Source organism: Scandinavium sp., assembly GCF_036271055.1.
Classification (GTDB): Bacteria; Pseudomonadota; Gammaproteobacteria; order Enterobacterales; family Enterobacteriaceae; genus Scandinavium.
Map to the genome: position 1 here is coordinate 81904 of NZ_DATBBJ010000024.1, position 13603 is coordinate 95506.

Genomic DNA, 13603 nt, shown 5'->3' on the forward strand with positions numbered 1-13603 from the left:
TCATCAGTTAGTCGGCGATGGGGCCCCAACCGAAGGGTGAGCCGCTGTCAGCACTTCTTCATCTGCTTTGATGCTTCCTGAGTTGGCAGCCCATACGCCTTCCTGCGTTTGGGTAACAGCCTGATGTTGCCCATTCAGGTTCTGGCCTACCGCCGCAATATGGGTCGTTTCAGTACCGCCGCTGTTATCCGCCCACGGAATAACCGGATCGTCAGCAAAGGCCAGGCCTGAAAGCAACGTTGTGGCAAGCACTGCGGTAGTCAAAAGGGTTTTCATGGCACACCTCATAATAGTTTGTACGCTATCAGTTTAGCGCGTGACTATTGTCATAATGATGAGCAGATGTGCACAGATATTTACGCAGAAATGTTTTTAAATAAACGACTTACCGCTGCGCTGTGTGCTGGCGGCGTTTGTGCAGAGATAAAAAAAGCGGCCCGAAGGCCGCTTCTTACAGAATGAAATCTTATTTCTTCTTCGCTTTGGCGTTCGGCAGGTCGGTGATGCTCCCTTCGAACACTTCTGCCGCCAGCCCCACGGACTCGTGCAGAGTCGGGTGAGCGTGGATGGTCAGCGCGATGTCTTCTGCGTCACAGCCCATTTCGATAGCCAGACCGATTTCACCCAACAGCTCGCCGCCGTTAGTCCCGACAATTGCACCACCGATAACACGGTGAGTTTCTTTGTCGAAAATCAGTTTGGTCATACCGTCTGCGCAATCAGAAGCGATAGCACGGCCAGAAGCAGCCCACGGGAAGGTGGCGGTTTCGTAGCTGATGCCTTTCTCTTTCGCTTCTTTCTCGGTCAGACCTACCCAGGCAACTTCTGGCTCAGTGTAGGCGATCGATGGGATCACTTTCGGGTCGAAATAGTGCTTCATGCCCGCGATAACTTCTGCTGCCACGTGACCTTCGTGAACACCTTTGTGCGCCAGCATTGGCTGACCGACGATATCGCCGATAGCAAAGATGTGTGGCACGTTGGTGCGCAGCTGCTTATCAACACGGATGAAGCCACGGTCGTCCACTTCCACGCCAGCTTTGCCTGCGTCGAGGTTTTTACCGTTCGGCACACGGCCGATTGCTACCAGCACGGCGTCATAACGCTGCGCTTCAGCAGGGGCTTTTTTGCCTTCCATGGAAACGTAAATACCGTCTTCTTTCGCTTCAACGGCAGTCACTTTGGTTTCCAGCATCAGGTTGAATTTCTTGCTGATGCGTTTGGTGAAGACTTTCACCACGTCTTTGTCGGCCGCCGGGATCACCTGGTCGAACATCTCAACCACGTCGATATCTGAACCCAGAGAGTGATAAACAGTACCCATTTCCAGACCGATGATACCGCCACCCATAACCAGCAGGCGTTTTGGTACGGTTTTCAGTTCCAGCGCATCGGTGGAATCCCAAACGCGTGGATCTTCATGCGGAATGAACGGCAGTTCGATCGGACGGGAACCCGCCGCGATGATCGCATTGTCGAAGTTGATAACAGTCTTGCCGTTTTCGCCTTCCACTTCCAGGGTGTTAGCCCCGGTGAATTTACCCAGACCGTTAACCACTTTGACCTTACGGCCTTTCGCCATACCCGCGAGGCCGCCAGTCAGCTGAGTGATCACTTTCTCTTTCCAGGTACGAATCTTGTCGATATCGGTTTTCGGCTCGCCGAAGACGATACCGTGTTCAGCCAGCGCTTTGGCTTCTTCGATAACTTTGGCTACGTGCAGCAGCGCTTTAGAAGGGATACAGCCGACGTTCAGACAAACACCACCGAGGGTGCTGTAACGCTCGACGATGACGGTTTCCAGACCTAAATCAGCGCAACGGAAGGCAGCGGAATAGCCTGCCGGGCCTGCCCCAAGTACCACGACCTGAGTTTTGATTTCAGTACTCATCATGACCTCTGTAATTTATTTCCGGCGGTCCCTGGTCTTTAACGCCCATTGCCACCGGGACGTTCTATCCGCCCGTATTTTACAAAATTGTTAACAATTTTGAAACAACAAACGGCAAACGAATTGTCTTTTGCAGCGATAACCTCATAGTACGTAATGAGATTACCAGAAAAAAGCCGGCCGATTGGCCGGCTTTTTCGCTTACATCACCAGGCGACGAATATCGGCCAGGGTGTTGTTGATGATGGTAATGAAGCGAGCACCATCAGCGCCGTCGATCACACGGTGGTCGAAGGAGAGAGACATCGGCATCATCAGACGCGGAACGAACTCTTTACCATTCCACACCGGCTCCATCGCCGACTTGGACACACCGAGGATAGCTACTTCCGGCGCATTAACGATTGGCGCGAAGTGAGTTGTCCCGATACCGCCCAGGCTAGAGATAGTGAAGCAACCGCCCTGCATTTCGCCTGCGGTCAGCTTGCCATCACGCGCTTTCTTGGAAATCGCCATCAGCTCACGAGACAGCTCGGTGATGCTCTTCTTGTTCACGTCTTTGAAGACCGGAACAACCAGACCATTCGGCGTATCAACCGCTACACCGACGTTGATGTATTTCTTCAGCGTCAGCTTCTGACCGTCTTCGGACAGGGAGCTGTTGAAGCGTGGCATCTGCTCAAGTGCAGTCGCAACGGCTTTCATGATGAACACGACAGGCGTGAATTTCACATCCAGCTTGCGCTTAGCCGCTTCGTCATTCTGCTGCTTACGGAACGCTTCGAGATCGGTGATATCGGTTTTGTCGAAGTGGGTAACGTGCGGGATCATCACCCAGTTACGGCTCAGGTTCGCGCCAGAGATTTTCTGGATACGGCCCATTTCCACTTCTTCGATTTCGCCAAACTTGCTGAAGTCCACTTTCGGCCATGGCAGCATGCCAGGCAGACCGCCGCCAGTGGCAGCAGTAGGAGCGGATTCCGCACGTTTCACTGCGTCTTTCACGTAAGCCTGAACGTCTTCGCGCAGGATACGGCCTTTACGACCGGTGCCTTTCACTTTCGCCAGGTTCACACCGAATTCGCGCGCCAGGCGGCGAATCAGCGGAGTCGCATGAATGTAAGCGTCGTTTTCAGCGAACTCAGATTTGCCTTCCGCTTTTGCCGCCGGGGCCGCAGCAGGTGCTGCTTTCGCCGGAGCTGGAGCCGCCGCCGCTGGTGCAGCAGCCGGAGCCGCGGCAGGCGCTGCGCCTTCCACTTCGAAGACCATAATCAGAGAACCGGTAGACACTTTGTCGCCCGTGTTGATTTTGATTTCTTTCACCACGCCCGCGAACGGTGCCGGGACTTCCATTGAAGCCTTGTCACCTTCAACGGTGATCAGTGACTGCTCAGCGGCAACTTTATCGCCCACTTTCACCATCACTTCGGTCACTTCAACTTCGTCACCGCCGATATCCGGAACGTTAACGTCTTTCGCGCCAGACGCAGCAGGTGCAGCGGCAGCGGCAGCGGTTGGTGCAGCAGCCTGTGCCGGAGCGGCAGCAGGAGCCGCGCCCGCGACTTCAAAGACCATAATCAGGGAACCGGTAGACACTTTGTCGCCCGTATTGATTTTGATTTCTTTCACCACACCCGCGAACGGTGCTGGCACTTCCATTGAGGCTTTGTCGCCTTCAACGGTGATCAGCGACTGCTCAGCGGCAACGGTGTCGCCGACTTTGACCATGATTTCGGTAACTTCAACTTCGTCGCCGCCGATATCCGGTACGTTAACGTCTTTCGCCGCAGCCGCAGCCGGGGCAGCAGCAGGCGCCGCTTCTTTCTTCTCTTCTGCCTTGGCAGGTGCAGCTGCTGCTGCACCGTCGGCGGAATCGAAAATCATGATCAGTTTACCGGTCTCGGTTTTGTCACCGACAGAGACTTTGATCTCTTTGACGATGCCAGCCTGTGGAGACGGAACTTCCATAGAGGCTTTGTCGCCTTCTACGGTGATCAGCGACTGTTCTGCTTCAACTTTGTCGCCTACTTTGACCAGGATCTCGGTGATTTCAACTTCATCAGCCCCGATGTCCGGCACATTGATTTCGATAGCCATTCTTCTTTTACCTCTTACGCCAGACGCGGGTTAACTTTATCTGCATCGATGTTGAATTTGGTGATAGCGTCTGCCACCACTTTCTTGTCGATTTCGCCACGTTTAGCCAGTTCGCCCAGGGCTGCAACCACAACATACGAAGCATCAACTTCGAAGTGGTGACGCAGGTTTTCACGGCTGTCGGAGCGACCGAAGCCATCAGTACCCAGTACACGGTAATCATCAGCCGGTACATAAGTACGAACCTGTTCAGCAAACAGTTTCATATAGTCAGTTGATGCCACAGCTGGCGCGTCGTTCATCACCTGAGCGATGTAAGGAACGCGTGGAGTTTCCAGCGGGTGCAGCATGTTCCAGCGCTCACAGTCCTGACCGTCACGGGCCAGTTCAGTGAAGGAAGTGACGGAGTACACGTCAGAACCTACGCCGTAGTCGTTCGCCAGGATCTGCGCTGCTTCACGAACGTGACGCAGGATAGAACCGGAGCCCAACAGCTGAACTTTACCTTTGCTACCGGCAACGGTTTCGAGTTTGTAGATACCTTTACGGATACCTTCCTCGGCGCCTTCCGGCATTGCTGGCATGTGGTAGTTTTCGTTCAGCGTGGTGATGTAATAGAACACGTTCTCTTGTTTCTCACCGTACATGCGAACCAGACCGTCATGCATGATGACCGCCACTTCGTACGCGTAAGATGGATCGTAAGAGATACAGTTCGGGATAGTCAGAGACTGAATATGGCTGTGACCATCTTCGTGCTGCAAACCTTCACCGTTCAGGGTAGTACGACCGGAAGTCCCGCCGACCAGGAAGCCACGAGCCTGCTGATCGCCAGCCTGCCAGCAGAGATCGCCGATACGCTGGAAGCCGAACATGGAGTAGTAGATGTAGAACGGGATCATCGGCAGGTTGTTGGTGCTGTAAGAAGTCGCAGCAGCCAGCCAGGATGCGCCTGCGCCCAGCTCGTTAATACCTTCCTGCAGGATCTGACCTTTCTCGTCTTCTTTGTAATACGCTACCTGCTCACGGTCCTGCGGGGTGTACTGCTGGCCGTTGGAGCTGTAGATACCAATCTGACGGAACAGACCTTCCATACCGAAGGTACGCGCTTCATCGGCGAGGATCGGAACCAGACGGTCTTTGATAGACGGGTTCTTCAGCATCACGTTCAGGGCACGCACGAAAGCGATAGTGGTAGAGATCTCTTTGTTCTGCTCTTCCAGAAGTTGCTGGAAATCTGCCAGTGCTGGCATTTCCAGTTTCTCGGAGAAGTTCACCACACGAGACGGCAGGTAGCCACCCAGTTTCTGACGCTGTGCGTGCAGATAGGTGTGTTCTTCTGAACCTTCCGGGAAGGTCACGTATGGCAGTTTTTCGATATCAGCATCGGACACCGGCACGTTGAAACGATCGCGGACGTAACGAACGCCGTCCATGTTCATTTTCTTCACCTGGTGAGCGATGTTTTTACCTTCAGCGGTATCACCCATGCCGTAACCTTTGATGGTATGGGCCAGGATAACGGTCGCTTGACCTTTGGTGTCCTGCGCTTTTTTCAGTGCAGCGTAGACTTTCTTCGGATCGTGACCACCACGGTTCAGCGCCCAGATCTGATCGTCAGACCAGTCGGCAACCAGTGCAGCGGTTTCAGGATATTTACCGAAGAAGTGCTCACGTACGTAGGCGCCGTTTTTGGATTTGAAGGTCTGGTAGTCGCCATCAACGGTTTCGTTCATCAGCTGAATCAGCTTACCGCTGGTGTCTTTACGCAGCAGCTCATCCCAACGACCGCCCCACATGACTTTAATCACGTTCCAGCCAGCACCCGCGAAGATGCCTTCCAGTTCGTTAACGATTTTGCCGTTACCGGTGACCGGGCCATCAAGGCGCTGCAGGTTACAGTTGATGATGAAGCACAGGTTATCCAGTTTGTCGCGGGTCGCGATGGTGATAGCACCTTTGGATTCTGGTTCGTCCATCTCACCGTCGCCGAGGAAGGCATAAACGGTCTGCTCAGAGGTATCTTTCAGGCCACGGTGTTCCAGATATTTCAGGAATTTAGCCTGGTAGATCGCACCGATTGGGCCCAGCCCCATAGAAACGGTCGGGAATTGCCAGAATTCTGGCATCAGTTTCGGGTGCGGGTAAGAGGACAGACCTTTACCGTGAACTTCCTGACGGAAGTTGTTCATCTGCTCTTCAGTCAGACGACCTTCAAGGAAGGCACGTGCGTAAACGCCCGGAGAGATGTGGCCCTGGAAGTATACCAGGTCGCCGCCGTCTTTCTCGGTGCGAGCACGGAAGAAGTGGTTAAAGCACACTTCGTAAACGGTCGCAGAAGACTGGAAGGAGGACATGTGACCACCCAGTTCCAGGTCTTTCTTGGACGCGCGCAGAACGGTCATGATCGCGTTCCAGCGGATAGCTGAACGGATACGGCGTTCCAGATCCAGATTACCCGGGTATTCCGGTTCATCTTCAACGGCAATCGTGTTCACATAATTGTTTGCCCCGGCACCAGCTGCCACGCTCACACCGCCTTTGCGGGCTTCGGAAAGCAGCTGATCAATCAGATACTGAGCACGCTCAACACCTTCTTCACGGATGACCGATTCGATCGCCTGTAGCCAGTCGCGAGTTTCGATCGGATCCACGTCATTTTGTAAACGGTCTGACATGGGGGTATTCCTTATCTATCTAATCGTTGATTTGTCTGGAACCTGTCCCATTGCGTTTTCAGGTAAAAGCGCAATAAGACAGGTTCTGCGTTTAGTTGCCGCGCTCTAAAAACTGGCGCTTAAAAATAGTGCTGCTAGTCCTTTCGTTGCTGTATGCGGCGAAGTGAGCGGTCACGACGACTTTGCTCACGGCTGCGGTCCAGCAAGATTTCCTCAATGAAGGCCAGGTGACGATGCGACGCTTCACGCGCCTGCTCCGGCTCCTTAGCCATTATCGCCTCGAAAACTCGGGTGCGATGGCTGCTGACCAACGGGAGCATCTCCCGGCTGGCATACAGCAATTCAAAGTTCTGTCGAACGTTCTGCGCCAGCATGGGTTCCATGCAGCGTAGCAGATGAAGTAAGACCACATTATGAGCGGCTTCGGTGACGGCAATTTGATACTGGACGACGGCGTTGGATTCGGCATCGAGATCGCCAGACTGCTGGGCGACTTCAATCGCGTTGTGCAGCTCGCGGATGCGCGTACGATCTTCTTCGTTGCTGCGCAAAGCAGCATAGTACGCGGCAATACCTTCCAGCGCGTGGCGGGTTTCCAGTAAATCAAACTGGGATTCAGGGTGATCGGAGAGCAATTCTACCAGCGGATCGCTGAAGCTCTGCCACAGACTACTTTGGACAAAGGTACCGCCGCCCTGGCGACGAAGCAGTAAGCCCTTCGCTTCGAGACGTTGAATCGCCTCACGCAGAGAGGGACGGGAAACGTCGAACTGTTTTGCCAGCTCGCGTTCAGGTGGAAGTTTTTCACCGGGGCGCAGAGTCCCCTCAAGAATCAAAAACTCCAGCTGCTGCTCGATCACGTCAGATAATTTTGGTTGGCGGATTTTGCTGTAGGCCATGGTTCCCTGTCTTAAGCCATTTACCCGGAGTCAATTGGTCTTACCAATTCATAGTTCGTGACGCTAAAGTAACAAAGTATTCACCTTCTGTCCATACAGGTTTTGATTGAAATCAGTAAACCCGGCACATTTTAACAACCTTACAGAAATAACGTTTCAGTAATGTAACTTTGCACAAATGTCGCGTTTACCACTAAAGGGGCAGATTTAACGTTATAGAAACGAAAAGTTTTGCAATCTGAACCGATTCAACACCTCAGAAAGTGCATGATCATTCACCCTTTTCCCCTAACGGATGAATAGAAAACGGCAAGTTCAGACCCTTACCCCATTTACATTTGGTTTCTTTTTATCCAACTCGACAGCACCCTTGCACAAAGCAGGTGCATTCAGCGGCACTTACCACTATTCTCCAAGCAGCGGAATACTCACACGCAATTTTCACCCTTCCGCTCTGTAAAAAATAATGTACAGGATATGGAAGTTCATAATGACACGCGCTTAACCAAAGCGTAGAAAAAACAATCACTCACGAGGTTTCATAATGGAAGGTCAACAGCAAGGCGAACAGCTGAAGCGCGGCCTCAAAAACCGCCACATTCAGCTTATTGCGCTGGGTGGAGCTATCGGAACGGGCCTGTTTTTGGGTAGCGCCTCCGTGATTCAATCCGCTGGACCGGGGATCATTCTCGGTTACGCGATCGCAGGTTTTGTGGCCTTTCTGATCATGCGTCAGTTAGGTGAAATGGTGGTTGAAGAGCCGGTAGCCGGGTCATTCAGCCACTTTGCCTATAAATACTGGGGCAACTTTGCCGGTTTCGCCTCTGGCTGGAACTACTGGGTTTTGTACGTTCTGGTGGCGATGGCCGAGTTAACGGCGGTCGGGAAATACATCCAGTTCTGGTGGCCTGAAATCCCAACCTGGGCGTCGGCTGCGGTATTCTTCGTCGCCATTAACCTCATCAACCTGACCAACGTAAAAGTGTTCGGCGAGATGGAGTTTTGGTTTGCGATAATCAAAGTCGTCGCGGTGGTAGCGATGATCCTGTTCGGTGGCTGGTTGCTGTTCAGCGGCAACGGCGGCCCGCAGGCAACCGTACGCAACTTGTGGGAGCAAGGCGGGTTCCTGCCTCATGGCATACAAGGGCTGGTGATGATGATGGCGATCATCATGTTCTCGTTTGGCGGCCTGGAGCTGGTCGGCATCACTGCCGCTGAAGCCGATGACCCGCAGACAAGCATCCCGAAAGCCACCAACCAGGTTATCTACCGTATCCTGATTTTCTATGTAGGCTCGCTGGCAGTGTTGCTCTCCCTGCTGCCGTGGACGCGCGTAACCGCAGATACCAGCCCGTTCGTGCTGATTTTCCACGAACTGGGTGACACTTTTGTAGCAAACGCTCTGAACGTGGTGGTATTGACCGCAGCGCTCTCCGTTTACAACAGCTGCGTTTACTGCAATAGCCGTATGCTGTTCGGCCTGGCACAACAGGGCAACGCCCCGAAAGCGCTGAGCAAAGTCGACAAGCGTGGCGTGCCGGTGAATACCATTCTGGTCTCTGCGCTGTTCACCGCTTTGTGCGTGCTGATCAACTACCTGGCACCGGAATCGGCGTTCGGTCTGTTGATGGCACTGGTGGTTTCTGCCCTGGTTATCAACTGGGCGATGATTAGCCTGGCACACATCAAATTCCGCCGCGCGAAGCAGAAACAGGGCGTCGCCACTCGCTTCCCTGCTCTGTTCTATCCGCTGGGGAACTGGATTTGCCTGTTTACCGTTGCCGCCGTGCTGGTCATCATGCTGATGACTCCGGGCATGGCGATTTCCGTGTATCTGATCCCGGTGTGGATCGTTATCCTCGGAATTGGCTACATGGTTAAACAGAGAGGGGCTAAAGCCGTCCGCGCTTAATCTCTTCACGCTGAACGGGTATAAGCGTAGCCGAGTGGTTCCCGCCACTGAGTTAGGCTGATTATCCACATGCTGTAGCGGGTGAAAACCGCTACAGCAGCATGTTACCTGCTTCACACTTTCTCCCCTGCAGCTCATTTGTCCATATCATCGCCGCATTCCTGCAACGCATTATTTACATAGCCAGCGAATAATCGTGACATATCTCATTGCGGGGAAGTGTCGATGGAAAACAACAGATTATCGGTCAGAGAAAAAATCGGCTATGGCATGGGTGACGCGGGGTGCAACATCATCTTCGGCGCCATTATGTTGTTTGTTAACTACTTTTATACCGACATCTTTGGCCTGGCGCCTGCGCTGGTCGGCGTTCTACTGCTGTCGATTCGCGTTATTGATGCCGTCACCGATCCGATTATGGGCGCACTGGCGGACAGAACGCGCAGCAAATACGGACGCTTTCGCCCATGGCTGCTGTGGATTGCCTTCCCTTATGCGTTATTCAGCGTGCTGATGTTCACCACTCCGGACTGGAGCTACAGCAGCAAAGTTATCTATGCCTTCGTCACCTATTTCCTGCTGTCGATTACCTATACAGCGATCAACATCCCTTACTGCTCGCTTGGCAGCGTGATCACCAACGACCCAAAAGAACGCGTGGCGTGCCAGTCTTACCGTTTCGTAATGGTGGGCATCGCGACACTTCTGCTGTCGTTGACGTTGCTGCCAATGGCCGACTGGTTTGGCGGGGATAACAGAGCCAAAGGCTATCAAATGGCGATGACCGTGCTGGCATTTATCGGCATGTGTATGTTCCTGTTCAGTTTTGCGACCGTACGTGAACGTGTCCGCCCGGCAGTGCAAACTAACGATGAAATTAAGCGTGACCTGAAAGATGTGTGGAAAAACGATCAGTGGGTGCGCATTCTGCTGCTGACGCTGAGCAACGTCTGCCCCGGCTTTATTCGCATGGCGGCGACGATGTATTACGTCACCTGGGTGATGCAGCAAAGCACCCATTTCGCCACCCTGTTTATCAGCCTCGGCGTGGTGGGCATGATGATCGGCAGTATGCTGGCGAAAGTGCTGACCGACCGCTGGTGCAAACTGAAAGTGTTCTTCTGGACCAACATCGCGCTGGCCATTTTCTCGTGCGCGTTCTACTTCTTCGACCCTAAAGCCACGATGATGATTATGGTGCTCTACTTCCTGCTCAACATCCTGCATCAGATCCCGTCGCCGCTGCACTGGTCGCTGATGGCGGATGTGGATGACTACGGTGAGTGGAAAACCGGCAAACGCATTACCGGGATCAGCTTCTCCGGCAACCTGTTCTTCCTGAAGGTGGGGCTGGCTGTCGCAGGTGCGATGGTCGGTTTCCTGCTTTCCTGGTACGGTTACGATGCGAGTGCGAAAGCGCAAAGCCCGGATGCACTTAACGGGATTGTTTTACTGTTCAGCGTGATCCCTGGCGTCGGTTATCTGATTACCGCAGGCGTGGTTCGCCTGTTGAAAGTGGACCGCGAAATGATGAAGCAGATCCAGACAGATCTGGAAAAACGTCGCCAGAACTACCGCGAACTGAGTGACTATCAGCAACAGGCTGAACTGATAAGGAAACCACAATGAGCCAATGGCCGAACCCTTTTATTGAACAGCGCGCAGACCCGTTCATCCTGCGCCACGCAGGCCTGTATTACTTCGTGGCTTCAGTGCCGGAATATGATCGACTGGAGATCCGCCGCGCGACTGACATTGATGGTTTACGCACTGCGAAGCCTGTCACGGTGTGGCGCAAGCCCGACAACGGCCCGATGAGTCAGCTGATTTGGGCCCCGGAGCTGCACAACATCGACGGCACCTGGGTAATCTATTTCGCCGCCACCCACACGCATGATTTGGATGCTTTGGGCATGTTCCAGCACCGAATGTTTGCGCTGGTCTGTCATGACGCCGATCCGTTGACCGGTACGTGGCAGGAAAAAGGTCAGGTGAAAACGCCGTTCGATACCTTTGCACTTGATGCCACTACTTTCAAACATCAGGGAAAGCAGTGGTATTTATGGGCGCAAAAAGCGCCGGATATTGCCGGAAACTCGAATCTGTATCTGGCGGAGCTGGAAAACCCGTGGACGATTAAAGGCCAGCCGCTGATGCTCAGCAAACCAGAGTTTGACTGGGAGTGCCGGGGTTTTCTGGTCAACGAAGGCCCGGCGGTCGTGGTTCACGGCGATAAACTCTTTGTGAGCTATTCCGCCAGTGCGACCGATGAAAATTACTGCATGGGCTTGCTGTGGATCGATATCGAAGCCGACCCGATGCAGTCCAGCAACTGGCATAAATCGCCGCAGCCGGTGTTCACTACCAGTTACGAAAACCGGCAATACGGGCCAGGGCACAACAGCTTTACGCAAACGCCGGACGGCGAAGATGTGCTGGTGTATCACGCTCGCAATTACACCGAAATTGAAGGCGACCCGCTGTATGACCCGAATCGTCACACTCGCCTGAAAATCGTTCGCTGGAATGAAAACGGGATGCCTGATTTTGGCATCCCGCATGCGGATTCTTCCGTTTCGATATAATCCCTTAAATCATTCGAACTGTAGCAAGGCGGCAAACTCTGCTATCCCCGGGAGCATAGATACACTATGTGACCGGAGGTAGTAGAGTGCAGTCAACGCCGCTACAGCTTGAAGGATGACGGGGATTTATACCAATGTGCCGTAAATTGTCAGCAGCGCCATGATCACCACTACTGCGTAGGACGCTTTCTTCGCCATCGACACCGCCGCTTTTGGTGTTGCGACTTTATCAACGTGCGGTTCACGAGCCAGTGAGAACTGCGCCAGTTGCGTCAACACCTGATACTGCGAAGAGTGACGGTCGCCGAGCGAGGCGAACCAGGCTGGCAGCGCTTTTTCACCGTGACCAATCAACGCATACACTACGCCGACCAAACGCACCGGCACCCAATCGAGCACGTGCAAAATCGCATCGACACCAGACTGCTGGCGATCGCGCGGTGTTTGATAGCGCGCCAGCCAGCTTTGCCATGCGCGTAGAAATGCGTAGCCCATCAGCGTTGCCGGCCCAAACGGACCACCGACCACGAACCAGAACAGCGGTGCCAGATAGAAACGGTAGTTAATCCACAACAGCGCATTTTGCAGTTCACGCAGAAACTCTCGTTCGTCACAGCCGGGCGGCACGCCATGGATCAGCGTCAATTCGCTGGCCATCGCGTCTCGCGCATGGGCATCGTCACGGGAGGCGGCTTTCAAATAAGCGTGATAATGCAAACGCACTTTGCCCGCGCCGATGCACAACAGCCCAACAAGGATCCACACCACCAGCAACGGGACATTGAACAACAGACCAAACAATGCTCGCTGAATCAGATACACAATCGCCATCGCGGCAACAGCCATCAGCAAGGTCACAGAAAAGGAATAATTTTTGATACGACGGAACAATACTTCCAGTCGATGATCGAGTTGCCAGTGCTCGCCAAGTTTGAACAGGCGCTCGGCAATCAGCACCAGTAACGTCGTAAACAGCGTCATGTCATCTCCTTATCTGACGGGTGATTCACCAGCGCCCGAAAACGTGTCCAGTCAAACGCCGGGCCGGGGTCAGTTTTACGCACCGGGGCAATATCGCTGTGGCCCGTGATGTTGCTGGCAATCGCCGGGTAAGCCGTCATCAGTAACTGGGTCAAGGCCGCAAGTTGCTGATATTGTTCGTCGGTATAGGCCAGAGTATCGGTGCCTTCCAGTTCAATGCCAATCGAAAAATCATTACATTTTTCGCGTCCCTGATAGCTCGACACACCCGCATGCCAGGCGCGTTTATCAAACGGGACATACTGGACGATTTCACCATCGCGGCGGATCAGGCAATGGGCCGAGACCCGCAGATGTGCGATCTCAGCAAAGAAAGGATGAGCCTCAGGATCGATTGTTCCTGTGAATAATGCATCAATCCACGGGCCGCCAAACTCACCTGGCGGCAAACTGATATTGTGCACCACCAGCAACGTTGGCGCTTCATCATCCGGGCGGCAATCATGATGTGGCGAAGGGACGCGTCGGGCATCCTCCAGCCAGCCACCGTGTAACTGCAT

10 protein-coding genes are annotated in these 13603 nt (G+C 53.6%); 3 read left to right on the forward strand and 7 right to left on the reverse strand.

Annotated elements, in window-relative coordinates; all coding sequences use genetic code 11:
- Positions 1–3 precede the first annotated feature (3 nt).
- The 5 genes from VH187_RS02590 to pdhR all read right to left on the reverse strand — a co-directional run bounded on the left by VH187_RS02590 (position 4) and on the right by pdhR (position 7565).
- On the reverse strand, positions 4–276 hold the full coding sequence (locus VH187_RS02590) for a hypothetical protein (protein ID WP_329699919.1): 273 nt from the start codon (positions 274–276) through the stop codon (positions 4–6).
- A 190-nt stretch (positions 277–466) separates the two neighbouring features.
- A complete protein-coding gene (gene lpdA, locus VH187_RS02595) occupies positions 467–1891 on the reverse strand; it encodes a dihydrolipoyl dehydrogenase (RefSeq protein ID WP_329699990.1) in 1425 nt (474 codons plus the stop codon).
- A 201-nt stretch (positions 1892–2092) separates the two neighbouring features.
- The gene (gene aceF / locus VH187_RS02600; RefSeq protein ID WP_329699920.1) at positions 2093–3988 is read right to left on the reverse strand and encodes a pyruvate dehydrogenase complex dihydrolipoyllysine-residue acetyltransferase; all 1896 of its coding nucleotides are present in this window, start codon (positions 3986–3988) and stop codon (positions 2093–2095) included.
- Between the two features lie 14 nt (positions 3989–4002).
- Entirely contained in the window at positions 4003–6666 is a 2664-nt protein-coding gene (aceE, locus tag VH187_RS02605) for a pyruvate dehydrogenase (acetyl-transferring), homodimeric type (RefSeq protein WP_329699921.1), read from the reverse strand.
- Positions 6667–6800: 134 nt separating this feature from the next.
- Entirely contained in the window at positions 6801–7565 is a 765-nt protein-coding gene (gene pdhR / locus VH187_RS02610; protein ID WP_329699922.1) for a pyruvate dehydrogenase complex transcriptional repressor PdhR, read from the reverse strand.
- A 544-nt stretch (positions 7566–8109) separates the two neighbouring features.
- Between pdhR and aroP the strand changes: the two genes are divergently transcribed.
- From aroP to VH187_RS02625, 3 genes are all read left to right on the forward strand, one after another.
- Positions 8110–9477: an aromatic amino acid transporter AroP gene (gene aroP, locus VH187_RS02615; protein WP_329699923.1), complete on the forward strand. Its 1368-nt coding sequence runs from the start codon at positions 8110–8112 to the stop codon at positions 9475–9477.
- A gap of 225 nt (positions 9478–9702) precedes the next feature.
- Positions 9703–11106 (forward strand): MFS transporter, encoded by a 1404-nt coding sequence (locus VH187_RS02620; protein ID WP_329699924.1) that lies wholly within the window; start codon positions 9703–9705, stop codon positions 11104–11106.
- Positions 11103–12062 carry a glycoside hydrolase family 43 protein gene (locus VH187_RS02625; RefSeq protein WP_329699925.1) on the forward strand — a complete coding sequence of 320 codons (960 nt, stop codon included), beginning with the start codon at positions 11103–11105 and terminating at the stop codon, positions 12060–12062. Before VH187_RS02620 ends, VH187_RS02625 begins: the two co-directional genes overlap by 4 nt.
- 126 nt (positions 12063–12188) lie before the next feature.
- Here the strand turns inward: VH187_RS02625 and ampE are convergent, their stop codons facing one another.
- Positions 12189–13043: a beta-lactamase regulator AmpE gene (gene ampE, locus VH187_RS02630; protein ID WP_329699926.1), complete on the reverse strand. Its 855-nt coding sequence runs from the start codon at positions 13041–13043 to the stop codon at positions 12189–12191.
- The gene (gene ampD, locus VH187_RS02635; protein ID WP_329699927.1) at positions 13040–13603 is read right to left on the reverse strand and encodes a 1,6-anhydro-N-acetylmuramyl-L-alanine amidase AmpD; all 564 of its coding nucleotides are present in this window, start codon (positions 13601–13603) and stop codon (positions 13040–13042) included. The genes ampE and ampD overlap by 4 nt, the downstream gene beginning before the upstream one ends.

Coding starts and splice junctions, on each gene's coding strand:
- pdhR (WP_329699922.1), bottom strand. CDS start 7,565: ATGGCCTACAGCAAAATCCGCCAACCAAAATTATCTGACGTGATCGAG.
- ampE (WP_329699926.1), bottom strand. CDS start 13,043: ATGACGCTGTTTACGACGTTACTGGTGCTGATTGCCGAGCGCCTGTTC.
- aceE (WP_329699921.1), bottom strand. CDS start 6,666: ATGTCAGACCGTTTACAAAATGACGTGGATCCGATCGAAACTCGCGAC.
- aroP (WP_329699923.1), top strand. CDS start 8,110: ATGGAAGGTCAACAGCAAGGCGAACAGCTGAAGCGCGGCCTCAAAAAC.
- VH187_RS02590 (WP_329699919.1), bottom strand. CDS start 276: ATGAAAACCCTTTTGACTACCGCAGTGCTTGCCACAACGTTGCTTTCA.
- lpdA (WP_329699990.1), bottom strand. CDS start 1,891: ATGAGTACTGAAATCAAAACTCAGGTCGTGGTACTTGGGGCAGGCCCG.
- aceF (WP_329699920.1), bottom strand. CDS start 3,988: ATGGCTATCGAAATCAATGTGCCGGACATCGGGGCTGATGAAGTTGAA.
- VH187_RS02620 (WP_329699924.1), top strand. CDS start 9,703: ATGGAAAACAACAGATTATCGGTCAGAGAAAAAATCGGCTATGGCATG.
- VH187_RS02625 (WP_329699925.1), top strand. CDS start 11,103: ATGAGCCAATGGCCGAACCCTTTTATTGAACAGCGCGCAGACCCGTTC.
- ampD (WP_329699927.1), bottom strand. CDS start 13,603: ATGCAGTTACACGGTGGCTGGCTGGAGGATGCCCGACGCGTCCCTTCG.